Source organism: Glycomyces luteolus (genome assembly GCF_027622875.1).
Classification (GTDB): Bacteria; Actinomycetota; Actinomycetes; order Mycobacteriales; family Micromonosporaceae; genus Glycomyces; species Glycomyces luteolus.
In genome coordinates this window covers 88,954-114,522 of sequence record NZ_JAPZVP010000006.1, presented here as the reverse complement: position 1 = coordinate 114,522, position 25,569 = coordinate 88,954, and the positions used below count along the sequence as shown (strand labels likewise).

Genomic DNA, 25,569 nt, shown 5'->3' with positions numbered 1-25,569 from the left:
CGGGCCCTCCCCACGCGCCCGCGGCCCCCTGGGGGTGTTGCGCGCGCGCGCGGGGGGGGCGCCCGCCCCCCCGCCCCCCCCCCTCCGTTTCGCGCCGGATCAGACGGTCAGCGTGTAGTCGTTCACTGTGAAGTCGTGCCCGCCCGCGGCGGAGGTGATCTCCCAGCCGAACTGGATCTGGTCGATCCGCACCTCAGGCATGTGGCCCTGGGCGACCAGCCACTGGCAGTGGCCGGTGATGTCGATCGAGGCCTCGGTGCTCTGCGAGTTCGCCAGGAAGCTGTAGACCTCGTTGGCGCCGTTGCTGCCCTGGTGGTAAGTCCAGGTCTGGCCGCCGATATCGACCTCGCCGGACGGGCCGCCGATCGGGCCGACCGGTCCGTGCCAGTTGGTCCAGATCATGATCTCGTGCTCGTTGCCGTTGCCCCACACGTCGTAGGCCGTGTTGTAGGCCAGGCCGTCGCCGGTCGGGACGCCCACCGCGTTGGTACTCGTCACCTGCCCCATCTCGGAGACGTTGCGCCCCAAGGTGTAGGAGACGTTCGGGTAGGACTTGATCCCGCCGGTGTTCGGGTGGTCGGCCCGCACGCCCCAGTCGCCGGGCGCGTTCGCCCAGATCGACTGGGAGCCCGCGCCGGAGCCCCAGATGTTGTTATAGAAGGTGTAGTCGCCGGAGGTCCAGTTGCCCCACTGCTCGTCGGACGTCCAGGTCTGGGCCGCCCCGGCCTCGTCGTCGCCGGTCTGCGCCCATGCCGGGAGGGTGCCGACGGCCGCCGTGCCCGCCACGAGCGTGGCCGCGCCGGCGGTGAAGAGCGTTCTGCGTCGCATCTCGTCTGCCTTCCGTTGTCCCGTTCGATGCCACATAGGACGACAAAACGGGTCGAATGATGACAACTGGATTAGATCACACGACCCGATTAAGTCTCACCTTGGGTGCGACCTGGGTCTCACCGTCCCGGCCAGCGGTAGCGGCAGGCGGTTCGCGGTCGCCGCATCCAGGCCCGCCACGTAGAATTCCGGCCGTGAAGACCTTCGAGCAGCTCTACGCCGAACTCGCCGACAAAGCCGCCACCCGACCCGAGGGGTCGGGCACCGTCGCCCAGCTCGACGCCGGCGTCCATGCCATCGGCAAGAAGATCGTCGAAGAGGCGGCCGAGGTCTGGATGGCCGCCGAATACGAGTCGGACGAGGCCGCGGCCGAGGAGATCTCCCAGCTCCTCTACCACCTCCAGGTGATGATGGTCGCCCGCGGCATCAGCCTCGACGACGTGTACCGGTACCTCTAACCAGCTTCTGAAAGGCCCATCCGCATGCTCCGCATCGCCGTGCCCAACAAGGGATCGCTCTCCCAGGGCGCCACCGACATGCTCACCGAGGCGGGCTACCGCCAGCGCGGCTCCAGCCGCGACCTGCAGTCCCTCGACGCCGCCAACGACGTCGAATTCTTCTACCTGCGCCCCGGCGACATCGCCACCTACGTCGCCTCCGGTGACCTCGACCTCGGCATCACCGGCCAGGACCTCGCCGTGAACTCCGGCGAGGAGGTCGAAGAGGTGCTCGCTCTCGGCTTCGGCCGCTCCACGTTCCGGTACGCCGCCCGCCCGGGCGCCGTCGACACCGTGGCGGGCCTCGACGGCAAGCGCATCGCGACCTCGTTCCCCGGCGTCGTCCGCTCGGACCTCGAGAAACACGGCGTGAAGGCCGAGATCGTCAAGCTCGCGGGCGCGGTCGAGAACGCCATCGCGCTCGGCGTCGCCGACGCCATCGCCGACGTGGTCGAGACCGGCACCACCCTGAAGCAGGCCGGACTCGCCATCTTCGGCGAGCCGATCATGCAGTCCGAGGCGGTCCTGGTCCGCAAGGCCGGCAACGGCCAGTCCGCGGCCGTCGAGCAGCTGCTGCGTCGCCTCCGCGGCGTGCTCGTGGCCCGCTCCTACGTGATGCTCGCCTACGACGTGCGCGCCGAGCTCCTCGAAGCCGCCGTCGAACTGACCCCCGGCATCGAATCGCCGACGGTCTCCCCGCTGCATCGGGAAGGCTGGGTCGCGGTCCAGTCGATGACCGAGCGCGCCGAGCTCCACCGGGTCATGGACGCCCTCTACGAGATCGGCGCCCGCGGCATCCTGGCCTCGAACATCGACGCCTGCCGGCTCTAGGCACAGCGCCGCCTGCAGGCCCTAGGGTTCGCCTGCGCTGACACCGCTCCGATCAGCTGAGCCGCGGCGCCTCGAGCGCCGCGGCCGCGTCCGCCCGCCTGCGCAGCTCGGCGGCCATCGCGACGGCTTCACCGACGTCGCGGTGCGCCGCCTTCGCCGTGTGCCCGAGGCCCCCGGCCGTCATCGCGTGCACCGTGGCCAGCCCCTGCATCCGCTGCAGCCGACCCTGCACGACCCGCACCGACTGGATCCGCGCGTACGGCACCGCCACATACGTATTGACCCACCAGCCGTGCCGCACCACGAACACCTTCTCGTCGAGCATCGCCCCGGTCCGCTTCCAGCGCAACGGCATCCGCCACCGAGCCCGACTCGGCGGCCGCTCCACCGCGAACGCCGCCGGAAGCTCCGGCACCGCCTCGGCCGCCACCAGCGCCACCTCCGCGGGACCGCCGACCGGCAGCGCCGTGGTCGACTTGACGACGCTGGTGCTCTGCTGCGCCACCGCGGCCGTCCACACCTCGACCCGCCGCCAGTCCTTGCGCCGCCACAGGATCGGCTCGTCGAAACTCACGGCCGTCACCCGGTCCACGGGCACCGTCTCGTGGCTCGTGTCCGTCAGGCCCCGCTCGATGAGCAGGTTCCCGCCGTCGCGGGTGATGCGGAACCGGCAGTTGCGCAGGAAACGGTTCACCGTCGCCACCGTGCTCTGCAGGTAGCCCAGCAGCGCCGGAGCGAAGAAACCGAACCACAGCGCCGTCGCGACCTTGGTGAACCCGAAGATCGATCCGGTCACCGCGAACGCGGTCCCGAAGACCAGCAGCGCCGTCAACTGCACCGGCAGCGCCTCGAGCAGTGACGCCACCGCCAGCTTCCGCACCGTCACCGGCGGCACCAGCGGCGCCGCCGGAGCCTCCGCAGCGGACTCCTCCGCGCGCTCGAGCTTCGGCGCCGCCCCGGGCCTCCCCGCGATCGACAGCAGTTCGGCACGCAACTCCAGCGCCCGGTCGTGCTTGAGGTACGCGAGCCGCGCGTCCGTCCCGTCGCCGCCCGCGACCTCGATGTTCAACTGCGCCAAGCCGAACACCCGCGCCCGCAGCGGCCGCGCCAGGTCCACCGACTGCAGCCGGTCCAGCGGCACCGTGCGGTGGCTGCGCGTGAACACGCCGCCGTAGATGTGCAGCTCCCGGCCCCAGATCACGAACCCCCGGAACTGGAGCGCGATCAGGCTCGCGATGCCGCCCACGACCGCCGCGGCCACCGCCGCGTACACCGCGAACAGGAAGTTCCGCGACGTGAACATCTGGATGCCCACCGCCGCCGCGGCAGCGGTGAGGAACCGCACGCTCTCCAGCAGCGGCGTGAGCGGATGCAGGCGCTGGCGCTGCATGCCCTCGGGCGGCGCGCTCGGCGCGTACGGCGCCGGGCCGTAGGGCGCGGGCGCCAGCGGGGGAGCGGGCTCGTCGGTACTCACGTCGCTCCCTGAACCTGGCCGGATTTGGTTTCAGGTGCTTGGACGGTAATTCGGAACCGATACTTACACATCCGTGACCTTTCTGTAAGTGGCTTCACCTGGCGAAGTCGGCGGCGCCGCTGCCATTCGTCAAAGGCCCTCCCGGACCTCGGCGGCGCGGACGGCGAGCCGGTCGCGCAGCGCGGCGGCCACCAGCGGGTCGAGCCCGGGCACTTCGGTGTTCGAACCCAGCGCCGCGGTGCGCACCTGCACCGTGGTGAGCCCGAACATCCGCTCGATCGGCCCCGCCGAGAGGTCGATGAGCTGGATGCGGCCGTAGGGGACGATGCTCAGGCGCCGCGTCAGCAGCCCGTGCCGCACCAGCAGGTCCTGCTCCCGTTCGGCGTAACCCCAGGTCCGCACGGTGCGGGAGACCGCGAGGGCGCGCAGGCCGGCGAGCAGCACGTAGCCGCCGAGGGCCCACAGCAGTCCGTCCCAGCCGAGCCAGATCGTCAGCGGGACCGCGGCGGCCACCGCCAGGATCAAGACGTTGAGCAGGCTCCGCAGCACCCACACCGTGCGCAGCTTCGGCGACATCGGCTGCCATTCGATCCCGCCGGGCCACAGGTCCCACACGGGGACCGCTCTCGCGTTCATCGCTCGATCATTCCACGCTCGATCACGGCAACCTCTGGGTCTCGCAAGGGAATCCGCGTGCTGTGAGGAATTCGCGCAGCACCGGCTCGTGCTCGTCGCACGCGGCCCACCGCTTCACGCGGTCGGAGCCGTGGATGCGGGGATTGCGCCACAGCAGCATCCAGGCCGCCGTGTTGCGGCAGCCGCGCGACGAGCAGATGGGCGCCTCGGGATCGGAAGTCACAGCGCGATTGTCCGCCAAGTGCCGCCTCAGCCGGTGCGGGGCCACACCGCTGTGTCGATGAACGCTTCCACCGCTTCGATCACGTCCGCCATCGCGTGCGCCGATTCGACCAGCGGCCTGCCGCGGATGAACATGCCGTGGTCGGCCCCGCGCACCTCGCAGACCTCCCCGGGCAGCTCGCGGGCCAGCGCGGTGTTCCACGCCGGATCCGCGGTGCCGCCCACGAGCAGGTACGGCGCGGTCGAGCGCCGCAGGGCCTGCACGATCGGATAGTGCTGGAGGAACGGCGTGAACCAGATCGCCGGGAGCCCGTGATGCGCGGCGAGGATCGCGGCGGCCGTGCCGAGGGACTTGCCGATGAGGAGCGGCGGGTCGTCGTTGTGCACGCGGTCGAGCACGGCCTCGGTCTGCTCGCACACGCCGTCGATCATGGCCTGCTCGTCGGCGGCGAGCTGGTCCACGCCCCGCCACACCAGCGGATAGGTATGGGCGCCACGGGACTGCAGGGCCACGTGGGTGTACATCAGCAGCGGCCCTTGGACGCTGTAGTTGCGTCCGGGGAGCAGGAGGGCCTGGCGGCGGCGGGGCATGAGGGGAATTCTAGTTGCCCTGGGGCCGAAAGCACGTCCCCCGGAACGACCGCGCGCGGCGGCCCTCCGGGCATGAAAAGACCCGCACGACCACGGGGGAAGTCGTGCGGGTTGCAGAAAGCATAGCGCTCCGACATTTCGCAGCAACGGATTGAATCCGCGCGGCGTGTCACGCTTCTGGGCAAATAGCGCCTTTCCGTTTGCCGCAGCGGTGTCGTGGCAGTTTAGACCCCCTGTGCCGCAAGGGGTTCGGTGAGAACTGTCGGGTTCCCGACAAATTCCGGTGCGGGAGCGCCGCGCGGGTCCGTGCAGCCCCCTGCCATCCTCGAACGGGCGAATTAGTATCGACAGGACCAGACCGAACCGCACGGGCAGGAGCCGACATGGGATCAGCCGAGGCCGACCGTTCAGACCGCTCGAAAGGACCCTCAGCAGTGAGTTCCACCCCGGCGGAGAACGCCGCCCTGCTGGAGAAGGCGCTGTTCGAGATCAAGAAGGTCATCGTCGGCCAGGACGCCCTCGTCGAGCGGATGTTCGCCGCGCTGCTGGCCCGCGGGCACTGCCTCATCGAAGGCGTGCCCGGCGTCGCCAAGACCCTCGCGGTCGAGACCATGGCGAAGGTCGTCGGCGCCGATTTCCAGCGCATCCAGTTCACCCCCGACCTGGTCCCGGCCGACATCGTGGGCACGCGCATCTACCGGCAGTCCAGAGAGGCCTTCGACGTCGAGCTCGGCCCCGTCTACACCAACTTCGTGCTCGCCGACGAGATCAACCGCGCTCCCGCGAAGGTCCAGTCCGCGATGCTCGAGGTCATGGCCGAGGGCCGCATCTCCATCGGCGGCCAGACGCACGTGCTGCCCAAGCCGTTCCTGGTCATGGCCACCCAGAACCCGATCGAGCAGGAGGGGGTCTACCCGCTGCCCGAGGCGCAGCGCGACCGCTTCCTCTTCAAAGTCAACGTCGGCTACCCCACCGACGCCGAAGAGCGCGAGATCGTCTTCCGTATGGGCGTCGACTCGCCCGTGCCCGACCGGATCCTCGACACCGAGGACCTCCTGCGGCTCCAGCAGGCCGCGGACGGCGTGTTCATCCACAACGCCCTGGTCGACTACGCGGTGCGCATCGTCATGGCCACCCGCAACCCGGCGGCCGCGGGCCTGGGCGGCATCGCCCGGCACATCCAGTACGGGGCCAGCCCCCGCGCCTCGCTCGGCCTCATCCGCGCCACGCGCGCGATCGCGCTGCTGCGGGGCCGCGACTACGCGCTGCCGCAGGACCTCGACGACATCGCACCGGACGTGCTCCGCCACCGGCTCGTGCTCTCCTACGACGCCATGGCCGACGGCGTGGTCACCGACCAGCTCGTGGCCCAGCTCCTCGCGGCCGTCCCGGCCCCGACGGTGAGCCCCCGCCAGGACGCCGCCCCGCGCTCCGAGTCCTACCAGCCGCAGCAGCCGGGCGCCTGGTGAGTGCGACGGTTCCCTTGGAACACGATCTCCGCGCTCTCGACCGCCTGCAGCTCAACGTCACCCGCCGCCTCGACGGGCTGCTGCACGGCGACTACCTGGGCCTGCTGCCCGGGCCCGGCACCGAGGCCGGCGAGGCCCGCGAATACCGCGCCGGGGACGACGTGCGCCGCATGGACTGGCCCGTCACGGCCCGCACGACCGTGCCGCACGTCCGCACCACCATCGCCGACCGCGAACTCGAGACCTGGCTCGCCGTCGATCTCTCGCCGAGCCTCGACTTCGGCACCGTCGGCATGCTCAAGCGCGAACTCGCCGAAGGCGCTGTCGCCGCCTTCGCCTACCTCGCCGGACGCGGCGGCAACCGCATCGGCGCCGTCGTCACCGAAGGCGGCCCCGCCAAGGCCATCCCGCCGCGCCCCGGCCGCGGCGGCGCCCGCTCGCTCCTGAGAACGGTCACCACGCTGCCGCGCGGCGAGGGCGCCGGCGATCTCGCCGAGCTCATCGACAAGACCCGTCGACACGCCCGCCGCCGCGGACTCGCGATCGTCATCTCCGACTTCCTGGAGGACGAGGACGATCCGAGCGACTGGCCCCGGGAACTGCGCCGCCTCGCCGTGCGCCAGCAGGTGCTGTGCGTCGAGATCCTCGACCCGGCCGAGCTCGCGCTCCCCGACGTCGGCGTGCTCGACCTGATGGACCCCGAAACCGGCGCCACGGTCGAGGTCCAGACCGGCAACGCGCGGTTCCGCGCCCGATACGCCGAAGCAGCCGCCGAACAGCGCCGCCGCATCGCCGCCGGCATCCGCTCCGGCGGCGCGTCCCACCTGCGCCTCTCGACCGGCTCGGACTGGCTGCGCGACATCGCCGCGTTCATCGCGCAGCGCCGCCACCTCGCCGCCTACCGCTAGCGCCACCGCACCTTTTCACGACACGGAGGAGAACCGTTGATCCGCCTGCTCGAACCGATGTGGCTTCTGGCGTTCATCCCGGTCGCCGCGCTCGCCGCGGTCTACGTCTGGGCCCAGTTCGCCCGCAAGCGGATCGCCGTCAGGTTCGCCAACGCCTCGCTCCTGGCCAAGCTCGTGCCCAAGGTCCCCGGCTGGCGCCGCCACCTCCCGGCCGGGCTCCTCGTGATCGCCCTGGCCGTGCTCGTGGGCGGCATGTCCCGCCCCGCGGTCGACGTCGACGAGCCGCAGGAGCGGGCCACGATCATCCTCGCCGTCGACGTCTCACTGTCCATGATGTCCGAAGACGTGTCGCCGACCCGGATCGAGGCCGCCAAGGAGGCCGCCGCCGGGTTCGTCAACGACCTGCCCGAGGAGTACAACGTCGGCCTCGTCTCCTTCGCCGGGTTCGCCTCGGTCAACGTGCCGCCGACCAAGGACCACGCGAGCGTCGCCTCCGCGATCCTCGGCCTCAACCTCGCCGAGGCCACCGCCACCGGTGAAGCGGTCTTCGCGTCGCTCCAGGCCGTGCAGCAGGTGCCCGCCGACGAGTCTGGCACGCTCCCGCCCGCCCGCGTCCTGCTCATGTCCGACGGCTACCGCACGGCCGGGCGCACCGTCGAGGAGGCCACCGAGGCCGCCTCGGCCGCGAACATCCCCGTCTCCACGGTCGCGTTCGGCACCGACGAGGGCGTGATCGAACTCGACCAGGAGCTCGTCTCGGTCCCGGTCGACCGCGAGGCCCTCGCCGAGCTCGCCGAAGGCACCGGCGGGAACTTCTACGAGGCCGTCACCGCCGAGCAGCTCCGGTCCGTCTACGAGGACATGGAGTCCTCGCTCGCGCACCAGACGATCGCCCAGGACATCTCCCAGTGGTTCATCGGCACCGCCATGATCCTCCTGTTCGCGGCGGCCGGCTTGAGCCTCGCCTGGACCTCCCGCCTCACCTGAACCTGAGGCGGGTGCCACACGGTGCGTGAAGGCCCCTTCGCCACTGAAGGGGCCCGTCGCTACGATCGTCGGTGGCTTCGTACAAAGAAACTTGAGGAGTTCGAACAATGGCGCGCACGGTCCTCGTCACCGGAGGCAATCGCGGGATCGGTCTCGCTATCGCCCAAGCCTTCGCGGCCCAGGGCGACAACGTCGCCGTCACCCATCGCGGCACCGGCGCGCCCGACGGCCTCTACGGCGTCCAGTGCGACATCACCGACACCGCCTCGGTCGACGCCGCGTTCACCGACGTCGAAGGCAAGTTCGGCCCCGTCGAGATCCTCGTCGCCAACGCCGGCATCACCGACGACACGCTGCTGCTTCGCATGAGCGACGAGCAGTTCGAGCGCGTCATCGACACGAACCTCAAGGGCGCGTGGCGGGTCGCCAAGCGCGCCTCCTCGAAGATGCTGCGCGCCAAGTTCGGCCGCATGATCTTCATCTCCTCGGTCGTCGGACTCTACGGCAACGCCGGGCAGACCAACTACGCCGCGTCCAAGGCCGGCCTGGTCGGCCTCAGCCGCTCGATCACCCGCGAACTCGGCTCGCGCAACATCACCGCGAACGTCGTCGCCCCCGGCTTCGTCCAGACCGACATGACCGACGCGCTCCCCGAGGCCCAGCGCAAGGCCTACCTCGACTCGATCCCCGCCAAGCGCTTCGCCACGGCCGAGGAGATCGCCGGCGCCGTCACCTGGCTCGCGGGCGACAACGCCGCCTACGTCAACGGCGCGGTCATCCCCGTCGACGGCGGCCTCGGCATGGGCCACTAGGCCCCTGAAGCGCCACAGTATTTGCAAGCACGAATAACGACGGAGGAACAGATGACTGGATTCTTGGACGGCAAACGGCTGCTCATCACCGGGGTGATCACCGAGCAGTCCCTCGGCTTCGGTGTGGCGAAGTACGCGCAGGAGCAGGGCGCCGAAGTGGTCCTCACCGGCTTCGGACGCATGTCCCTGGTCGAGCGGATCGCCAAGAAGCTCCCCACGCCCGCCCCCGTCATCGAGCTCGACGCCACCGACCCCGAGCAGCTCGCCGGGCTCGAGGCGAAGGTCCGCGAGCACGTCGACGGCATCGACGGCGTCCTGCACGCCATCGCCTACGCCCCGCCGTCGGCGCTCGGCGGGAACTTCCTCAACACCCCGTGGGAGGACGTCGCGACTGCGCTGCAGGTCTCGACCTTCTCCTACAAGGCCCTCGCCATGGCCTGCCTGCCGCTGATGGGGAACGGAGGCTCCATCGTCGGTCTCACCTTCGACGCCAGCCAGGCCTGGCCGGTCTACGACTGGATGGGCGTCGCCAAGGCCGGCCTCGAGTCCGCCAACCGCTACCTCGCGCGCGACCTGGGCCCCAAGGGGATCCGCGTCAACCTCGTGTCCGCGGGTCCGCAGCGCACCATGGCCGCGAAGTCCATCCCGGGCTTCGAGGCCTTCGAGAAGGCCTGGACCGAGCGCGCCCCGCTCGGCTGGTCGCTCACGGACTCCGAGCCGGTCGCCAAGGCCTGCGCGGCGCTCCTGTCCGACCTCTTCCCGGCCACCAGCGGCGAGATCCTGCACGTCGACGGCGGCTTCCACGCCGTCGGGGTCGAGCGCACCGAGCAGTAGCGGAGCCGCCATGACAATGAATGGCTATGACGCCGTCCTGCTCGTCTCGTTCGGCGGCCCCGAAGGCCCCGGCGACGTGCTGCCGTTCCTGCGCAACGTCACCCGAGGCCGCGGCATACCCGACGAACGCCTTGCCGAGGTCGCCGAGCACTACTACCACTTCGGCGGCATCTCGCCGATCAACCAGTGGTGCCGCGAGGTCCTCGACGCCCTCCGCCAGGAGTTCCGCGTCAGCGGGATCGACCTGCCCATCTACTGGGGCAACCGCAACTGGCCCCCGATGCTCGTCGACGCCGTCACCCAGATGACCGGCGACGGCGTCAAGCGCGCCCTGGCCCTGTGCACCAGCGCCTACGGCTCGTACTCCTCGTGCCGCCAGTACGTGGAGGACATCAACGCCGCGCGCGCCGCCGTCGGGGACACCGCGCCCGTCATCGACAAGATCAGGCACTTCTTCGACCACCCGGGCTTCGTCGGCGGCTTCGCCGACCAGCTGAAGAAGAGCCTCGGCCAGATCGAGGACCAGTCGAAGACCCGCGTGGTCTTCACCGCCCACTCGATCCCCGACGTCATGGACGAGTGCTCCGGCCCCGAAGGCGCCCGCTACTCCGACCAGGTCGCCGAGGCGGCCGCGCTCGTCGCCGAGCACGCCGGGTGGCACGGGCTCTTCGACGTCGTCTGGCAGTCCCGCTCGGGCCCGCCGTCGATGCCGTGGCTCGCCCCCGACATCAACGACCACCTCAAGGCCCTCGCCGCCGACGACGTCGACACGGTCGTGGTCAGCCCCGTCGGCTTCCTCTCGGACCACATCGAAGTGCTGTGGGACCTCGACAACGAGGCCAAGGACACCGCCGCCGAACTCGGCCTGCGCTACCTCCGGGCCGGCACGCCCGAGGTCGGCGCCGACCTCGTCGGCATGTTCCGCGACCTCGTCGCCGAGCGCGTCCTGGGCGCGCCCCTGCAGCGCCTCGGCAAGCTCCCCGTCTGGGACCCCACGGTCGAGGGCTGCTGCCCCGCCCGCAGGCCCCCGGCCCCCGAGAAGCACCGGGGCCGCTAGCGCGCTCGAACCGCTGAAGACCACCGGGCCCGCGTCCGAACCGGGACGCGGGCCCGCACCGTAATCCCCGCTGGTCGGATCCGCATGACATGCTTGACGGGTGGAACCCGTCTTCTATTGGATCATCGCCGCTGTGATCCTCGGCGCCATCGAACTCTTCACCGGCACCCTCGTCCTCGCCATGGTCGGCGTCGGCGCGGTCCTCGCCGGCATCGGCGCCGCCCTCGGCGCCCCCTTCTGGCTCCAAGCCGTGCTCTTCGGGGCCGGCTCCCTCGCCTCCATCTTCGGCCTCCGCCCCTTCCTCAAGCAGGCCCTCGAAAGCGACTCCGGCGGGGACAGGACCCCCCGCGTCTTCGGCACCCGCGCCATCGAAGGCGCCGAGGCCCGCGTCCTCACCAAGGTCGACCTCTCCGGGGGCCTCGTCGAGATCCACGGGGACAACTGGACCGCCTTCCCCCTCGAACCCGACCAAGTGCTGGAACCCGGAGACAGCGTGACAGTGGTAGAAATCAAGGGAGCCACCGTCATCGTCTGGAAGCAGAGCTGACTGGCCACGCCCGTATAGCCTTTCCGCAACGTCTGGAACCAGACCCAGAGCAAGCCAAGAGAAAAGCCCGCCGATCCGCCAGACCACTGGAGGCTGAAACACCATGGACGCCGTAGGCATACTGCTGCTGATAGTCGCGATCTTCTTCATCATCGTGCTGTTCCGCTCGATCAAGATCGTTCCCCAGCAGTGGAACTACATCATCGAACGCCTCGGCAAGTACCGACGCACCCTGGAACCCGGGCCCCGGCTCCTGGTGCCGTTCGTCGACAACGTTCGCGCCAAAGTGGACCTCCGCGAGCGCGTCGTCAACTTCCCGCCCCAGCCCGTGATCACCGCCGACAACCTCGGCGTGCAGATCGACACCGTGCTGTACTACATCATCACCAAGCCCACCGACGCCGTGTACAGCATCGACGACTACCTCGCGGGCGTCGAGCAGCTCACCACGACCACCCTCCGCAACGTCGTCGGCTCGCTCGACCTGGAGAAGACCCTCACCAGCCGCGAGGAGATCAACGCCCGCCTCGCCGCCGAACTCGACAAGGCCACCGACAAGTGGGGCCTCAAGGTCACCCGCGTCGAACTGCGCTCCATCGAACCGCCGCTCAGCATCCGCGACGCCATGGAGAAGCAGATGCGCGCCGAGCGCGACCGCCGCGCTGCCATCCTCAACGCCGAAGGCACCAAGCGCGCCGCGATCCTCAACGCCGAAGGCGAGCAGCAGTCCCAGGTCCTCCGCGCCAAGGGCGCCCGCGACGCCGAGGTCCTCCGCGCCGACGGCCAGGCCAAGGCCATCCAGACCGTCTTCGCGGCCATCCACAAGGCCAAGCCCACCGACCGGCTCCTGGCCTACCAGTACCTCCAGACCCTCCCCAAGATCGCCCAAGGCGACGCCAACAAGGTCTGGGTCGTGCCCGCCGAACTCACCAAGGCCCTCGGCGGCATCGGCAACGCCCTCGGCGGGATCACCGAAAGCGCCCAGGACGAAGAAGAGGTCGAGGTCGACACGAGCGCCCTCGAACTCGACGACTCGGCCGCCCAGGCCCTCGAAGCCGCCGAAAAGGCCGCCCGCGAGGTCCAGGACATCGGCGAAGGCAAGAAGCCCGTGAACAACGAGCTGCCGCCCGCCCCGGCCTAATACGACGTGACGCCCGGGGAGTCCGCTCTGCCAATTCATGGCTCGCAAGGTTCGCCATGAGGGACTCCCCGGGCGCTGCCATACCCGTAGTGGAGAATCACCGGGTGCCCGACGTCATCCACATCCACGACCCCGAGGACGAGCGCCTAGGCGACTACCGCGCCCTCACCGACCTCGCCCTCCGCACCCGCTTCGAACAACCCAACGGCCTGTTCATCGCCGAAGGCCACCAGGTCATCAACCGGGCCCTCCGCGCCGGCTACCGGATGCGCTCGATGCTCATCGACGCCAAACGCGCCGACCAGCTCGCACACCTCGCCGAAGACGCCCCCTGCTACACCGCCGGGCCCGACGTCCTCGAATCCGTGACCGGATTCCACGTCCACCGGGGCGCGCTGGCCTCGTTCCACCGCAAGGAACTCCCGGCCCCGGCGGACCTCCTGACGAGCGTCAAACGCCTCGTGGTCCTCGAAGGCATCAACAACCACACCAACATCGGCGCGATCTTCCGCGTCGCCGCCGGACTCGGCTTCGACGGCGTCCTCCTCGCCCCTGACTGCGCCGACCCGCTGTACCGCCGCAGCGTGCGCGTGAGCATGGGGGAGGTGTTCGCCGTGCCCTACGCCTACCTGGAGCCCTGGCCGAGCGGCCTCGCCCAGGTCCGCGACGCCGGGTTCACCCTGCACGGCCTGAGCCCTTCGCGCGGCGCGATCGACATCGGCCGGGTGAGCGCCGAGGAACGCGAACGCCCGGCCCTGATGTTCGGCGCTGAAGGCCCCGGCCTGACGAAGGCCGCACTGGACGCCTGCGACCGCACCGTGGTCATCCCCATGCACGCGGGCGTCGATTCCCTCAACGTCGCCGCGGCGACGGCGGTGGCCTGCTGGGAGCTGTCCCAGCCGACGCCCCGCTAGAGGCTCACCGTGGCGAACTCGGACTCGCAGGGCGGTCCCCACGTGTAGGAGAACCGCCTGGCGTCGAGCTCCAGATGGGCGGCGAAGGCCGTATGCGTCTGCAGCTCAACGGGATCGGTCTCGACGGGATGACGACAGAGCCCGAGCGGCCCGCCCTCGTGGTCCCGCATGGCGGCGTGCAGACGCTCGGTCGACACCGGCGACTCCTTGGCGAGCAGCGTCTCCATCCGCTCGCACCGGTGGTACGTCGATACCCGACCGGTCTCAAGCCAGCTCTGGTAGACCCCGAGCGCCTCCGGATCCCGGAAGTGGTTGGCGTGCACCAGAGGAGCGTCGCCGTCCTCGTAGATCACCCGGGAACCCAGGGGAGAGGTCTCGACGGTGGCCACACCCTCCGAAGCACTCCCGATGAAGAAGTTCGAAGAGCAAGCGGGACGAGGACCGACGGCGTGCCCGATCGCCTCAGCGAGGCTCGTCGACTCCAGCACCCGCCGAGACCGGAGATGGAACGGCACCGTGTCGAGGCGCCAGTCATCGGCCGAGGCCCCGAGTCCGTTGATGCACAAGCCGATCCCGGCGCTGTTGAGCCCGATCTTCGCTCCGGCGACGCCGGCCTCGGTGAATCCGATCACCGTCGTACCGTCGTGTTCCCACTGCAGCAGGGCCCCTTCGACACCGGTGAACCAGTCCCAGTTCTGCCCGATATGCGTCCCAGCCGCGGTGAACACCCCGTCGGAGCCGCCGAACGAGGTGCACTCGGACCGGATGCTGTCGACCGTGGGCCGCCCGAACTCGCTCCAAGCGCTGTACAGCAGTTCGTACCGGGCATTGAGCAGGGCGATGTCCAGCAGATCCTGCCCGGACGCCTCCGCGATCCCGTCCATCGTCGCCCGGTAACCGGCGTCGTACCGCTCGAACTGCTTCAGAAACCGCTGGGAACGCTCGGCGAGCTCGCCCTCGGGCACGCCCGACGTGAGCATCCGGGACCGGTAGACCGCGACGTTGGCGGCGATCGCCTCCCGCAGTTCCTCGCCGTGCTGCAGACCCTGCCGATGCGGGCTGCCCTGAAGGTGGAGAAGCGGAAGCGAAGTCATGAAAGCCATTGTGACAAAGGCGAAAGCGATAAGCCAGCGACTTCCTAGCGCCCCATCAGGGCCTGCTCCACCTGCGAGTAGTGGATCGTCCACCACTTCACGAGCCCGGTCTGCCCGGGCAGCAGGTGGTCGCACGCGGAGTTGTGCCGCACGTAGTGCCACTCGATGACCCAGTTGTCGGTCAGTCGGTCCCACCACAACTGGTGGGTGGCCAGTCCGATCTCGGGCTCCCCGACATCGAAGACCGACCGGTAGCCCCCGGCGAACGCCCGAATCCGGTCGCAATCGAGCCCGCGCTCATCCCCGTACGTGAAGTAGAACACCGCGGCCCGTGCCATCTCCCGTGCGTACGACGAGACCACCAACCGGTCCCAGTCCAGGATCGCGGAGATCCGGTCGTCCGGCCCATGCAAGACGTTGTGCGGGTGAAGGTCCCCGTGCGTATAACCCGTGTACTGCGGCAGCAGGTCCGGAGGCCGGCGATCCCCGAGCCTGACCAGCAGCCCCCGCTTCAACCGCAGCGTCTGCTCGGCGATGGCCTCGAATCCGGTCTTGTCCCCGCGGCCTGCGGCGACGAGCTCCAGCAGCCGGTCGACCTTCTGCAGCGCGGCCTCGGTCGTCGGCGGATTCTCCGCCTTGGGTGCCCGATCTGCGGGAATGGAGGCATGCAGGGTCCGGTGCAGTCTCCCGATCACCGACCCGAGGTCGCGGCAGGCGTCCCGTGACATGGACAAACCCGACCGGTGCCGTCCCCCGACCCACGGAAAGACCCCGAACTCCTCGCCTTCCAGGAAGATCGTCGTCCGCCCGTCCCGGCTGAGCACCGGCAGCACCACAGGCACCCCCGAGCCGCCCAAGGTCTGCAGCACATGGAACTGAAACTGCAGCTCAGGGCCGGTAACGTCCCGGAACAACTTGAGGAGATAAGACCCAGAGGAGGTGTCGACCCGCCACGACCGGTTCATCAGCCCGGTCTGGACCCGCTGCATCTGGTAGATCTGCCCGAGATCCCAATGTGTCAACGCCGCGTCGGGGAGTCGAGGCGCGGTCACGGTCATGCCCCCAAGCCTAGCCGCCGCCGGCCCGCCCGCCCGACCGTGAACCCCCCTTGCGCCTACCGCCGAACCATCGTGTAAAGTTTCGTCTCGTGCCACGGAGGGCGGGAAAGCCCACCTGGCAGGCAAAACAAACTACATATACACTTCTGTGTGCACGCGCGAGTGGCGGAATGGCAGACGCGCTAGCTTGAGGTGCTAGTGTCCTATTATGGACGTGGGGGTTCAAGTCCCCCCTCGCGCACAGAATGAAAGGCCCCGTCACCGGGGCCTTTTTCGTGTCTTAGGGCGACGTTTCGGCCCCCGGCGGAAGATCCGTCGGGGGCCGAAACGAGCCAATTTACGAGCCATTCAGCACGGTCATTCGTGGTCGAGGAAGCCCTTCCCGAAGGCCCCGTCGAGCATCTCAGCCCCCTTGGTAATGACCGGCCGAAGCTGGTGGCGGTAGATCGTCCGCGTCGTCGTCGTATTGGCATGACCGACGAGGTCCGCGATAAGTTCCTCTGATGCGCCCGAGTCGGACATGAGCGAGACGAACGAGTGGCGAAGCTCCCTCGGCGTCCAGCTACCGCGGATCCCGGCCTTGGCTACGACACTACGGAACTGGTCACGGATGACCTGGGCCTGTTGGGCCGTGTCGTAGCGGGTGCCGAAGACGTAGACGATCCCCTCCGATTTCCAGCCGCGGTCGGCCCGGGTCTTCTGCTGCTGCTCTTGGTGTTCGGTCAGGATCTCGACTACGAACTCCGGGAGCGCGATGGTCCGTCGGCTCTTGGGCGTCTTGGTGTCCGCGCCCATCCGGACCGACCGCCACACCTCCACATGCGGTGGTAGATCTTCCGAGTGCTCACCGCCGCAGGAGCAGATCTGGCCTTTGACCGGGTTGAGGTGCGTGTGCTGCCACTTCAGCGGCCGGGCCTCCTCGGTGCGGACGCCGGTGAACATCGACATGGCGATGTAGGCGTGGATCGGCTTGCCGCGGCTGGCGCGAAGCAGCGCCTTGCCCTGCTCGAGGGTGAGCGCCTTACTGGGCCGTCCTTCCTTTCCCTTGGGCGGGGCGACCAGGGCGGCGACATTGCGGCGCACCCGGTTGCGCGACTCGGCGAACTTGATGACTCGTCGCAGCGTGCCCAGGCGCCGTTTGATCGAGGAGGTGGACAGCACTTCGATCATCTTCTCGAGCCAGGCGTCGACGTCCTCGGCCTTCAGCTGCTTCAGTTTCGCTTGGCCCAGATGCGGAATGATCCACTTCTCGGAGTGCATGCGAAGCTCGTCGATCGTGGCGTCTCCGAGGCCGCGCACGCCGCTCTTGAGGAAGTCGCGGACGGCGTCCTCGACGCTGTACTTGTCGCCGAGTTCGATGCCGTCATCGAAGTCGTCCTTGAGCTCCTTGAGCTTGGCCCGGACTTCTTTCTGGGTCGCGCCGCGCACGCTCGGGCGGTTGCGTGTGCCGTCGGGTTTGGTGCCGAGGGATATCGATCCCACGTAGCACTGGTTCTTCTCGTCCCAGTAGATCGAACCGTCGCCTTTGCGGGCCTGCTTGCGCCCGGTGGGCTTCTTCGCGCTAGTCATCGGCGGACTCCTCAGCGCGGCGGGCGACCCACGCTCGGACGTGCCCGGGGTCGTAGCGCAGGTGCTTGCCGATCCGGGCGGCGGCTGGCCCGGTCTTGTTCTTCCGCCAGGTGCGGAGTGTCTGGACGGGGATCTTCAGGTAGTTGGCTACCTGACTGATCGTCCATAGGGACTCGACCAGCGCGGTCGCGCCGGGGGAGTACTGGAGTGCGGTCACTTCGGTGGCTCCTCGTGCTCGGCACGGGCACCGGAGTGAGTCGTGATCAGGCTCGGCGTCCGGACCCGTGGTGTCGGTTCCGGAGGCGGCATCGGCTCCTGTTCGGACGGTCGATGAACGTAGCTCCACTTCAGGGCCGAATCGAGCCTCGCGCGAGTCGCGCTCGCGGGCGCCTGGCGCCGATTCGGGCGTGGGTGCTGCGGCGGCTTTGGGGCGTCGACCGGTCTCGGTCATGCCAGCCCCCGGGGCGTCGGGGTGGTGCCGCCCGCGCACGGACGTGCACCGAGGCCGGGAACGTGCAACGGCCAGGCATCAGCCGGATGGGGACAGGGTTTGGCCATGGCGCCGCAGTGATCGACTGCCGAAGGCAGATTCAGGACGGTTCGGGTCGGCACGGGAGCGTCTCACCGGCACACCGATAGATCCAGGCTCCCTATATAGGCAGGGTGCGCGGCGGTTTCCGCGGAGGGTGCGCGGGGTGCGCGCACCCGACAGACACGGCAAATTTGCGGAAGAGAGCTCAAGGGAGGAAACGCAGCGGTTTCGAGCCGTGCCGGGGACACCACGCGGAACCTCTACATCAACGGCCGCCGCTACGGGCGGCCGTTGGGTTATCGAGGCTAGTTTCCCGTTGTCCTAGAGAACGTTTACGCGCCAGGCGACCTGGATTCGAGCCTCGAAGTGCTTGTGAGCTTGAGCACGGTCGCTTTGATAAGTGTCCATGGGTGTGCTGCCGTGATGATTGGACTGCGTGGTTCAGGAGAGTGCTTTGATGAGCAATCCGATTCCGATCGCACCCGCGACGAGCATGCCGATCTGTGCGTACTGGCTCGCAACTGCAACGCGCGTTCGGAGATCGAGGACCTTTCGGTTGGCATCAATCACCCGCTTCTTGGCGGTGGCGACCTTGAGCAGGGCATCGTTTTCAGAGACTTGCCACTCTTCGAAGGTGCTCATTCGGTCCAGCGTCCGGGCGTGGACGATGTGATAGACGCGGTTCCCCGAGAGGTGGATCCCAGCGCTCATTGCCAATGCCGCACAGATGAGTGAGATGACAAGCCAGGTGATGGCCGCGGTATCGCTGATCCGTGTTGGCTCGCCTCCGGCGATCAAACCGAGGACGATGCCCATGCCCGTGATGAATGCGACCGAGTGGGTGATCAGGTGTCGCCCTTGGGCTTGAATGTCTCGACGCCGCTCAGCCTCACGCAAGTACTCCTCGCCGATGAAGGCAGCGTAGACCACCGACCCATTGCCGCCCGGCTGCTCAGCCACGCTGCTCGCTCTCGGGCAGGGTGTTGCCCTCACGTGTTTCCATCGTCTTGATCCAGTCAAGGTCCGGTGCTGCCGGCTGATTGGGAGCTGGCTCGGGAGCCGGCTCCGCGGGCGGCGGTGCTGACGGGGGCTCAGCGTTATGGTCACTCATGAGAGCATCATAACTGGGTGTCACGATTGACTGCCCTGTCGTGCCACGAGGGCCGGCCGGAGGGAGGCGCACATCGAAACTTCGGAGATGGAGGAGGCTCGGCGTCGGCTCGCGGAGTCGATTCGTCAGGTGGCAGTTTCAGGCAAGGAGATTCTCTGGTCACCAGCCGCGGTCGCGGCGGTTCGAACTCTGGAGGCGCGTCAGGCCGGGCAGGATGCTGAAGTAAGGATCCTGCTGGGGAACTACTGGTTGATCCGCTGGCGTGCAACTCGACAGCGTTCCGCTCTGCGAAAAGCTGCCGCGGTGCTTGGCGATTTTGACATCCTCACGCAGGTGATCACCTCCGCCGGGGCAGCGGACGCGGTGGACGCTGCGGCAGCCCAAGCCCAGGCTGATGTGAAGGCTGAGGTCGACAAGATTGAGCGCGAGAAGGAAGACGCCGACCCTGTCGTGGCCGTAGCTCTGAGCACGTTCGTTCTTTCGCATATGCGCCTTGCTGGAGCTGACTACGTGACAGCAGCCCAGCGCAATTTGGCCTACTCTTACTGGCTCTCGGGCCGACACCGGGGATCGCTTGACGACATGGCGGCGGCATTGGCGCTCAGCCTCGAGGCCCTCAGTGCTGAACCGGATGACACGCCGCTCTCCATGCAGCTGATCGCGGACATTGCCGCAGGCGTCACGGTGTTCGCCGAGGCGATTCCAACGCAGTTCCTCCCGGATCTCCAAGAGCAGTTCGCGCCGCGCGCCCGCCGGTATGCGGCTGGCGGCTATCGCCCGGAGTCGCTCTACGCCGGGCTCGGAGCTATCGCTCTTACTGTCTGGCATGCCTACGAGGACGAAAACGCCCTCGCGGAGGCGCGGGAGGTTCTCGAGCAGGCCGCAGCTGCCACCGGTCCTGGCACTGAGGGATACGTCGGTGCCAAGGCCAACCTCGGGGCAACGGCACTTTTGCAGGTGCGCTCGTCCGGCCGACTCGATGATTTCAAGGAAGCACTCGTGCTTCTCAGCCAAGCCGCTGAACTGGTCGATCCTGACCACCGGTTCTATCCGAACGTCCATCTTGCTTTGGCGAGCGCTTACCAGCAGCGGTTCTGGGGCTTTGGAAATCCTGGGGATCGCACCGCTGCTCAGCAGGCTGCGGTGCGGGGATGTGTGGCGATCAGCCGGCATCCGATCCGGGGCCTGCGTGACCTTCAACGTTATGTCAAGCACGCCTGTGGCTTTGCTGAAATCGCGGACGATCCAGTGGCCGTCGCCGACCTCCTGGCTTCGATCGAAAGGTTGCGTCACGACTGGGCGGAAGCCTTGTCAACTTCTCCTTCGGTAGACGCGCAGGTTGATGAAGCGCACGGCCTGCTCACTCTCTGCTTGGCGTCCCTCCGCGGATTCGAGGAGCACCTTCTTACGACCGCAGCCGCCGATCTCACCAGCGCCGTCTCCGGAGCTCAATCGGTGAGCGAGCTGCGGAGACGGCTCGGCAAGCTCGGCCAGACGCTTGAACTCATCGGCCTGCACCGTCCATCGCCACAAGCCTGGATGGACCTGGTGATCGTTGCGGAGACGATGGTCGAACTCACTTCAAAGGGGTCGGCGTTCGAACGTACGGTTGCCGCCCACAACCTGGCGCTGGCGCGCGCCTGCCAGGTGATTGCTGAAGTCGATGCGGGCGCAGGGGTAGAGACGCACGCGACCGCGGTTGGGACGATCGTTGACCTCGAGCTTGTGGCGGTGTCAAACGGTGACGTCCCAGCTCGACAGCGGCTCCAGAACGCTGAGGCTACGGCTGCACTTGTCGACCGCCACTGGCCCGATCAAAGTGCACCTCTATGGGAGGCGGCATCGGCCCTTCTCGCCGAGGTTGCGGCCTGGTATCTGCCACTACCTGCCCGGGAGGACATCCTCCACCGTTTCGAAGACCTAGCCACTCGCGCCGCGGACAGACTCTTGCAGAACAGCACCGTGGACGGCCCAGAACGCGCGCTGGTTGTCCTGCGGCGAGATAGCCATCTCCTTACCATCGAGCACCGGCGCCTCCGTCAACTTGATGCTGCCCTGGAACGAAATCCCGAGCTAGGCGAACGCTACAAGGGACTGATTGCAGCCATCCTGTCGAATGAGACCTGGCGAGCCCGATCTTCCTGGGAGGACCAGGCTCGATTCGATGCACATCAGGAACTCGAATCTCTGGTCAATGACTTGCTAGAAGCTCCCCCTGCAGAGATCACGTCAGGTCAGGACAGCGGCCTCGCGGAAGACTGCAAACGAACCATGCATCTCTTCGCCGGACCCGAACACGCTTGGGCGCTGATCGCCGGGGTGGACATAGTTGCGATCGCCCTTGACGTGGCCTCAAAGGAGCTCGAGGCCATCGCTGCAGACGTCCCCGCCTTGGCGACGAAGGAGATGGCGCAGCTTCGAGCCGCCGCGGCCGGCCCCGCACCTGAGGCTCGCTTCTGGCACGAAGGCGGCAGTGAACTGCTGCGGACCCTCCGCAGATTGGGCACGACCGTCGTCCAACCGGTCCTCAATGCATTGGAGCAATCCACGGCCAGCAGGCCTGCTCCGAAGTTGCACTGGGTGCTACACGGCCGTCTCACCGGTCTCCCGCTACACATCGCGGTCCTTGGCGGGATCTCGAAGCACGATGTCGCCAGACCCGAGTACTTGCTCGACCGATGCGAAGTGACCTACGGGATGATAGATGCCGCGTCTGAGATCGGCACCGACGTCGCCTCGGTGCAACAGGCCCCTTCGCTCCTCGCCGTTGGCGCTCCGAACGATGGGCGCAAGAGGCTTGAACAAGCAGAATCGGAACTCGCGATCGCCAAGCAGGCGGGGCCATGGGCAGACCCGGTGGTATTGACGGGCGCCGATGCCGACATCGAGCACACAGTCGAACATCTACGACAAGCCAGCGTGGTGCACTTTGCCCTTCACGGCAAGGCGAATCCGCACCATCCCTCACAGAGCGCCCTCTACCTGACCGGTGCGCCGCTGACCGTCGAGCACTTGCTCGGCATCGACCTCAGCCACGTGCGGCTGGGGAACCTGTCCGCCTGCCAAACGGGAGTCGTTGCCGCAGCACCTCTCCGTAGCCAATCGCTGTCTCTTGCAACCGGATTCCACCTCGCAGGTATCTCGAAGGTAATCGCGACCCTTTGGTCCGTCCCGGACAAGACCACGCTTGATTTCAACACCGAGTTCTATCAGCGAATCTGGGTCGACGGCGAATTCAGATCCGATCGCGCAGCGAGCGCGGTGCGCGAGGCCATGATCGCCGTTCGGGATCGAACAGGGTACATCGCGTGGCCCTCGGTTTGGGCAGGGTTTGTGCTGGTGCGCAGCTGAACCAGGTCTTCCCCCGGCCGTTGAGACTCTTCAAGCAGGCGTACGTCCGCGTTCGTCTTCGCCACCGCTAGACGCGAATCGATATTGTTGAGGTCTCGCGTTCTGTAGTCGGAGGCACCCCTCGGATGGATCCACTCACCTCAACACTCGCGGCCTGGGCAGGCAGAAAGCTCCTGGATACAGCGGCGGGCGCCGCGCGAAGGCGCGCCCTACGCGGGCGGGACCTACCAGCGATGCGCAAGGCACTTGAGTCAGCGGTAAGCGGCGGCGTAACCGACGCTGTGGCGAGCCTCTTCGAGGATCAGCTTGAACGGGACCACATCGGATCGCTCCTGCTCGAGAGAGCGATCGATGATTGGCCCCTCCTCGACGGGTCGTATCCGATCGACATCGTTCCGGCCGTACGCGCCTGGGTGGGGGAGATCTACGCTCCCCCTGGGCCGGACGGGACGACCGATCCTGCAGACCGCCACGACCCCCTTGTAGTGGCGCTTTGCGTGGGCATCCTCGAGCAGATCCGCAGAGAAGCGGTTCGCGGGGAACACGCCCTCGCGGAGATGTGGAGCGACTTCCTAGCGGAAGCTGACCTAGACAAACTTGGGCCGAAGCGGCAAAGCGACTATTGGAACCCCGACACGACCACTGCCAGTTTCGTTGGCCGCGACGATGAACTCCGCCAACTTGCCAAAACACTCGAATCAGGGGACGGGATTGCCAGGATTCAGTCTGTCCGTGGCTTCGGTGGCATTGGAAAAACGAGGTTGGCCCTCGCTTATGCTGACCGCTATCGCGACCGCTATCCGGATGGTCGCATCTTCTATGACTTCCAGTCGTATTCTGGCGACCATGCGCCGCAATCGGTCGATCAAGCCCTGCTTCAGATTCTTCCCACTGTGACTGAACAGATTTCGGCTGAGCAGGTCAGCCGCCTGTCGCCTGCAGAGCGATTGAGTGCATGGCGTGCCTACACGGCAGGGCGTCGCCTCTTGATGGTGTGGGACAACATTCGAAATCTCAATCAAATCGCGGAGCTTCTTGTACGCGGCGAACCGAACTGTGCCACCATCATTACTAGTCGCGACTATATCGAACTGTCAAGTGACAACTCGCCACTGACGCTCGACGCGCTTGACGATCCGAGTGCAGTTGCTCTCTTTTCTCAGGTTGCCGGATCTGGGCATGATTGCAAGCTGATAGAAAAGATTGTCGAGGCAGACTTCCGAATTCCCGTACTTGTGGAATTTCACGCCCTGCAAATTCGAGAGCGATATCGCAGCCTTGAAGAAATCGCGAGCGACGTTGAATCTGTTCCGTTCGACGAAAGTCTGGATGTTCAACGGCAACTATTTGATCGTTTTGACGGTTCGTACCGAAACCTTAGCGGCGACCAGCAATATGCGCTGCGCGTCTTTGGCGCGCACCCGGGGTACGCTCCGACCGCAGGGAGTCTTTCTGCTGCGCTAGGTTGCGATATTCGGGAAGCGCATCAATTGATGGATGAACTTATGAAAGCAGGGTTTGCTCGTCGTTTTTTCCATAGTGTCGAGATCTCCGATCCAAGCCTTCGCTCATACAGCAGTCATGACAGCCTTCGTGACTATGCATATTTTCAGAGCGAAAGATCGGGAGAAATCCTAGCTGTGCAAGACTCGTTGGCTAATTACTATGCTGAACGATTGCAATCCTTTCGTCCCTGGAGCGAGGCGACGCGTATGTGGTTCCTGGCCGAGGTGGATAATGTTTCAAACTCCTTTCATCTGGTCGAGCCCGGCAGTCGAGCGCAGCTCATGGATACCCTTGACATGGCCATCAGCCGGTTCAATCATCCGGCATCATTCGCGTCTGAATCTGCCGGACGGACGCTACATTGGCGAATATCTAGAGGTGCGTCCGAATATGGAGATTGGCCCTCGTCGGACTAACTGCAATGAGGCATTTCCATCCGAGGCGAGTCTGCTGCTCGAGGCTCGATCCTTTTCACCATGGAACCATTCCGCGAGATTTTCACGGACTCGTCGGCGCCAGCGGGTTACTTGATCAGGACTGAGTCCATGTGCCCCGGCGTAGTCGTTCACGCTCTGACCGTCGAGGAAGGTGTCCTGGATCATTCTCGCGTCGTCCTCGTCGATGGCATTGTCGCTCACGGCACGGGCGAGGACGAAGTCGACGTGCCCGTCGGGCCTGCGGGGCGGGCGGGATTCGTAGACGACTGAGGTCAGCCCTTTCTCGTAGCGGCCGAGCTCCTTGGCGTACCGGCGGGCCTCAGTGTGCGCGCTGTTGCACAGGCGCCTGACGATGCGGGGCGCCACAAGGTCGACGTCGGGGAGCGCGGTGGTGAAGCCCTCCATGGCGGCCGATTCGATGTCGGCGCGTTCGGCATAGCTGGGGGCGAGCCAGGCCGCCTTCTTGACGGCGTTGCGCAGGCCGGGCAGAGCCAGGCCAGCGCAGATGAAGGTCCAAGGCGCAGGCGACCTCCTGGTTCGTATCACCAGCTCGGCCCAGAGGGCGTCCTTGGCCCCGTTCGTAGTGTCACGGTTGCTCAAGATGGCTGCGATCTCTGCGAGGCTCAGTTCACGGTCAGGTAGGCCGCTCATCTTGGCGGCGTCGACGGTGATCTTCTCCTGGCCGGTGATGAGTGTGGTGAACGCGTCGGCGACTACTTCCAGCGGTGTCTTGTCGGTGCGCATGATGGGCTCCTGATGCTTGTTCGAGGCCGGTCGCCTCGGCGTTCTCCCAGGTAGCGCGCGCACCCGAGGGTGCGTCCAGTCCCGTGCGCACCCTGTGCCTGGGGTGCGCGCACCTGCCCTCGCGCACCCCGCTGAACAGCGCGCACCCTTCCCCGACACATCCGCGCACCCACTGCGAGGTGCCCGCTGAGGGCTTGGCCGGGGTGCGCGCACCCTCCGAGCGGTGGTTAGCGCCCGGCCGCGATGTTTCGCCCGGTCGGGTGCGCGCGAGGTGCGCGCACCTCCGCGGAAATGCCCGCGCACCCTGCCGTACCTAGGTGAGTCGGTCGGACAGATGGCTGGCTCGGGTCCCGCCAGGCGCGGGTGCGGTCCAGGCGTTCCTGTTCGCATCCGACCTGAGGAGGTGGTGTCTCACCGAG

Annotated in this window: 24 protein-coding genes and 1 tRNA gene; 14 read left to right on the top strand and 11 right to left on the bottom strand. The window is 67.2% G+C overall.

Translation table 11 applies throughout. The features are described 5' to 3' along the window. Nucleotides 1-99: 99 nt before the first annotated feature. Complete coding sequence (locus tag O1R50_RS09380) at nucleotides 100-828, bottom strand: GH12 family glycosyl hydrolase domain-containing protein (protein WP_270109720.1); 729 nt, start codon at nucleotides 826-828, stop codon at nucleotides 100-102. Nucleotides 829-1,022: 194 nt separating this feature from the next. Between O1R50_RS09380 and O1R50_RS09375 the strand changes: the two genes are divergently transcribed. Then, on the top strand, nucleotides 1,023-1,286 hold the full coding sequence (locus O1R50_RS09375; RefSeq protein ID WP_270109719.1) for a phosphoribosyl-ATP diphosphatase: 264 nt from the start codon (nucleotides 1,023-1,025) through the stop codon (nucleotides 1,284-1,286). 24 nt (nucleotides 1,287-1,310) lie between these two features. Then, nucleotides 1,311-2,156 carry an ATP phosphoribosyltransferase gene (hisG, locus tag O1R50_RS09370; protein ID WP_270109718.1) on the top strand — a complete coding sequence of 282 codons (846 nt, stop codon included), beginning with the start codon at nucleotides 1,311-1,313 and terminating at the stop codon, nucleotides 2,154-2,156. A gap of 52 nt (nucleotides 2,157-2,208) precedes the next feature. Here hisG and O1R50_RS09365 read toward each other — a convergent pair whose 3' ends face one another. The 4 genes from O1R50_RS09365 to O1R50_RS09350 all read right to left on the bottom strand — a co-directional run bounded on the left by O1R50_RS09365 (nucleotide 2,209) and on the right by O1R50_RS09350 (nucleotide 5,079). Next, nucleotides 2,209-3,630, bottom strand: coding sequence for a PH domain-containing protein (locus tag O1R50_RS09365; protein WP_270109717.1), 1,422 nt, complete (start codon nucleotides 3,628-3,630; stop codon nucleotides 2,209-2,211). A 129-nt stretch (nucleotides 3,631-3,759) separates the two neighbouring features. Then, nucleotides 3,760-4,266, bottom strand: a complete 507-nt coding sequence (locus O1R50_RS09360) for a PH domain-containing protein (protein ID WP_270109716.1) — start codon at nucleotides 4,264-4,266, stop codon at nucleotides 3,760-3,762. A gap of 22 nt (nucleotides 4,267-4,288) precedes the next feature. Next, on the bottom strand, nucleotides 4,289-4,489 hold the full coding sequence (locus O1R50_RS09355) for a hypothetical protein (RefSeq protein ID WP_270109715.1): 201 nt from the start codon (nucleotides 4,487-4,489) through the stop codon (nucleotides 4,289-4,291). A gap of 26 nt (nucleotides 4,490-4,515) precedes the next feature. Continuing rightward, nucleotides 4,516-5,079, bottom strand: a complete 564-nt coding sequence (locus O1R50_RS09350; RefSeq protein WP_270109714.1) for a dienelactone hydrolase family protein — start codon at nucleotides 5,077-5,079, stop codon at nucleotides 4,516-4,518. 383 nt (nucleotides 5,080-5,462) lie between these two features. Between O1R50_RS09350 and O1R50_RS09345 the strand changes: the two genes are divergently transcribed. The 9 genes from O1R50_RS09345 (at nucleotide 5,463) to O1R50_RS09305 (ending at nucleotide 13,748) form a co-directional block, all read left to right on the top strand. After that, nucleotides 5,463-6,548, top strand: coding sequence for an AAA family ATPase (locus tag O1R50_RS09345; protein ID WP_408612656.1), 1,086 nt, complete (start codon nucleotides 5,463-5,465; stop codon nucleotides 6,546-6,548). Nucleotides 6,549-6,562: 14 nt separating this feature from the next. Continuing rightward, nucleotides 6,563-7,456 carry a DUF58 domain-containing protein gene (locus O1R50_RS09340; protein WP_270109712.1) on the top strand — a complete coding sequence of 298 codons (894 nt, stop codon included), beginning with the start codon at nucleotides 6,563-6,565 and terminating at the stop codon, nucleotides 7,454-7,456. 36 nt (nucleotides 7,457-7,492) lie between these two features. Then, complete coding sequence (locus O1R50_RS09335) at nucleotides 7,493-8,443, top strand: VWA domain-containing protein (RefSeq protein WP_270109711.1); 951 nt, start codon at nucleotides 7,493-7,495, stop codon at nucleotides 8,441-8,443. 107 nt (nucleotides 8,444-8,550) lie between these two features. After that, nucleotides 8,551-9,255: a beta-ketoacyl-ACP reductase gene (locus O1R50_RS09330; RefSeq protein WP_270109710.1), complete on the top strand. Its 705-nt coding sequence runs from the start codon at nucleotides 8,551-8,553 to the stop codon at nucleotides 9,253-9,255. Between the two features lie 51 nt (nucleotides 9,256-9,306). Continuing rightward, nucleotides 9,307-10,089 carry an enoyl-ACP reductase FabI gene (fabI, locus tag O1R50_RS09325; protein WP_270109709.1) on the top strand — a complete coding sequence of 261 codons (783 nt, stop codon included), beginning with the start codon at nucleotides 9,307-9,309 and terminating at the stop codon, nucleotides 10,087-10,089. A 16-nt stretch (nucleotides 10,090-10,105) separates the two neighbouring features. Further along, a complete protein-coding gene (locus O1R50_RS09320; RefSeq protein ID WP_408612666.1) occupies nucleotides 10,106-11,146 on the top strand; it encodes a ferrochelatase in 1,041 nt (346 codons plus the stop codon). Between the two features lie 100 nt (nucleotides 11,147-11,246). Next, nucleotides 11,247-11,693 carry an NfeD family protein gene (locus O1R50_RS09315; protein ID WP_270109707.1) on the top strand — a complete coding sequence of 149 codons (447 nt, stop codon included), beginning with the start codon at nucleotides 11,247-11,249 and terminating at the stop codon, nucleotides 11,691-11,693. A gap of 103 nt (nucleotides 11,694-11,796) precedes the next feature. Next, the gene (locus O1R50_RS09310) at nucleotides 11,797-12,834 is read left to right on the top strand and encodes an SPFH domain-containing protein (RefSeq protein ID WP_270109706.1); all 1,038 of its coding nucleotides are present in this window, start codon (nucleotides 11,797-11,799) and stop codon (nucleotides 12,832-12,834) included. A gap of 56 nt (nucleotides 12,835-12,890) precedes the next feature. Beyond that, the gene (locus O1R50_RS09305) at nucleotides 12,891-13,748 is read left to right on the top strand and encodes a TrmH family RNA methyltransferase (RefSeq protein ID WP_408612655.1); all 858 of its coding nucleotides are present in this window, start codon (nucleotides 12,891-12,893) and stop codon (nucleotides 13,746-13,748) included. On the opposite strand, the gene O1R50_RS09300 is transcribed toward O1R50_RS09305, so the two are convergent. Together O1R50_RS09300 and O1R50_RS09295 are read right to left on the bottom strand one after the other, a co-directional pair. Next, a complete protein-coding gene (locus O1R50_RS09300; RefSeq protein WP_270109704.1) occupies nucleotides 13,745-14,842 on the bottom strand; it encodes a C45 family autoproteolytic acyltransferase/hydolase in 1,098 nt (365 codons plus the stop codon). The two genes, O1R50_RS09305 and O1R50_RS09300, sit on opposite strands and share 4 nt — an antisense overlap. A gap of 44 nt (nucleotides 14,843-14,886) precedes the next feature. Further along, a complete protein-coding gene (locus tag O1R50_RS09295; protein ID WP_270109703.1) occupies nucleotides 14,887-15,900 on the bottom strand; it encodes a phosphotransferase in 1,014 nt (337 codons plus the stop codon). A gap of 156 nt (nucleotides 15,901-16,056) precedes the next feature. On the opposite strand from O1R50_RS09295, the gene O1R50_RS09290 reads away from it, so the two are divergent. Further along, nucleotides 16,057-16,141 (top strand) — tRNA-Leu (locus O1R50_RS09290). Nucleotides 16,142-16,257: 116 nt separating this feature from the next. Here O1R50_RS09290 and O1R50_RS09285 read toward each other — a convergent pair. From O1R50_RS09285 to O1R50_RS09275, 3 genes are all read right to left on the bottom strand, one after another. Next, a complete protein-coding gene (locus O1R50_RS09285; RefSeq protein ID WP_270109701.1) occupies nucleotides 16,258-17,469 on the bottom strand; it encodes a site-specific integrase in 1,212 nt (403 codons plus the stop codon). Beyond that, a complete protein-coding gene (locus tag O1R50_RS09280; protein WP_270109699.1) occupies nucleotides 17,462-17,686 on the bottom strand; it encodes a helix-turn-helix domain-containing protein in 225 nt (74 codons plus the stop codon). Before O1R50_RS09280 ends, O1R50_RS09285 begins: the two co-directional genes overlap by 8 nt. 756 nt (nucleotides 17,687-18,442) lie before the next feature. Beyond that, nucleotides 18,443-18,961 carry a hypothetical protein gene (locus O1R50_RS09275; protein ID WP_270109698.1) on the bottom strand — a complete coding sequence of 173 codons (519 nt, stop codon included), beginning with the start codon at nucleotides 18,959-18,961 and terminating at the stop codon, nucleotides 18,443-18,445. A gap of 238 nt (nucleotides 18,962-19,199) precedes the next feature. Between O1R50_RS09275 and O1R50_RS09270 the strand changes: the two genes are divergently transcribed. Continuing rightward, nucleotides 19,200-22,463 (top strand): CHAT domain-containing protein, encoded by a 3,264-nt coding sequence (locus tag O1R50_RS09270; protein WP_270109697.1) that lies wholly within the window; start codon nucleotides 19,200-19,202, stop codon nucleotides 22,461-22,463. 233 nt (nucleotides 22,464-22,696) lie between these two features. Beyond that, nucleotides 22,697-24,385, top strand: a complete 1,689-nt coding sequence (locus O1R50_RS09265; RefSeq protein WP_270109696.1) for an AAA family ATPase — start codon at nucleotides 22,697-22,699, stop codon at nucleotides 24,383-24,385. On the opposite strand, the gene O1R50_RS09260 is transcribed toward O1R50_RS09265, so the two are convergent. Beyond that, a complete protein-coding gene (locus O1R50_RS09260) occupies nucleotides 24,326-25,150 on the bottom strand; it encodes a hypothetical protein (protein ID WP_270109695.1) in 825 nt (274 codons plus the stop codon). The genes O1R50_RS09265 and O1R50_RS09260 overlap by 60 nt on opposite strands. Nucleotides 25,151-25,569 lie beyond the last annotated feature (419 nt).

Excerpts from the sequence above, each read along its gene's own strand:
- O1R50_RS09380 (WP_270109720.1), bottom strand. The coding sequence starts at position 828 with ATGCGACGCAGAACGCTCTTCACCGCCGGCGCGGCCACGCTCGTGGCG.
- hisG (WP_270109718.1), top strand. The coding sequence starts at position 1,311 with ATGCTCCGCATCGCCGTGCCCAACAAGGGATCGCTCTCCCAGGGCGCC.
- O1R50_RS09360 (WP_270109716.1), bottom strand. The coding sequence starts at position 4,266 with ATGAACGCGAGAGCGGTCCCCGTGTGGGACCTGTGGCCCGGCGGGATC.
- O1R50_RS09350 (WP_270109714.1), bottom strand. The coding sequence starts at position 5,079 with ATGCCCCGCCGCCGCCAGGCCCTCCTGCTCCCCGGACGCAACTACAGC.
- O1R50_RS09345 (WP_408612656.1), top strand. The coding sequence starts at position 5,463 with ATGGGATCAGCCGAGGCCGACCGTTCAGACCGCTCGAAAGGACCCTCA.
- O1R50_RS09330 (WP_270109710.1), top strand. The coding sequence starts at position 8,551 with ATGGCGCGCACGGTCCTCGTCACCGGAGGCAATCGCGGGATCGGTCTC.
- fabI (WP_270109709.1), top strand. The coding sequence starts at position 9,307 with ATGACTGGATTCTTGGACGGCAAACGGCTGCTCATCACCGGGGTGATC.
- O1R50_RS09320 (WP_408612666.1), top strand. The coding sequence starts at position 10,106 with ATGAATGGCTATGACGCCGTCCTGCTCGTCTCGTTCGGCGGCCCCGAA.
- O1R50_RS09310 (WP_270109706.1), top strand. The coding sequence starts at position 11,797 with ATGGACGCCGTAGGCATACTGCTGCTGATAGTCGCGATCTTCTTCATC.
- O1R50_RS09305 (WP_408612655.1), top strand. The coding sequence starts at position 12,891 with ATGAGGGACTCCCCGGGCGCTGCCATACCCGTAGTGGAGAATCACCGG.
- O1R50_RS09300 (WP_270109704.1), bottom strand. The coding sequence starts at position 14,842 with ATGACTTCGCTTCCGCTTCTCCACCTTCAGGGCAGCCCGCATCGGCAG.
- O1R50_RS09295 (WP_270109703.1), bottom strand. The coding sequence starts at position 15,900 with ATGACCGTGACCGCGCCTCGACTCCCCGACGCGGCGTTGACACATTGG.
- O1R50_RS09285 (WP_270109701.1), bottom strand. The coding sequence starts at position 17,469 with ATGACTAGCGCGAAGAAGCCCACCGGGCGCAAGCAGGCCCGCAAAGGC.
- O1R50_RS09270 (WP_270109697.1), top strand. The coding sequence starts at position 19,200 with ATGGAGGAGGCTCGGCGTCGGCTCGCGGAGTCGATTCGTCAGGTGGCA.
- O1R50_RS09265 (WP_270109696.1), top strand. The coding sequence starts at position 22,697 with ATGCGCAAGGCACTTGAGTCAGCGGTAAGCGGCGGCGTAACCGACGCT.
- O1R50_RS09260 (WP_270109695.1), bottom strand. The coding sequence starts at position 25,150 with ATGCGCACCGACAAGACACCGCTGGAAGTAGTCGCCGACGCGTTCACC.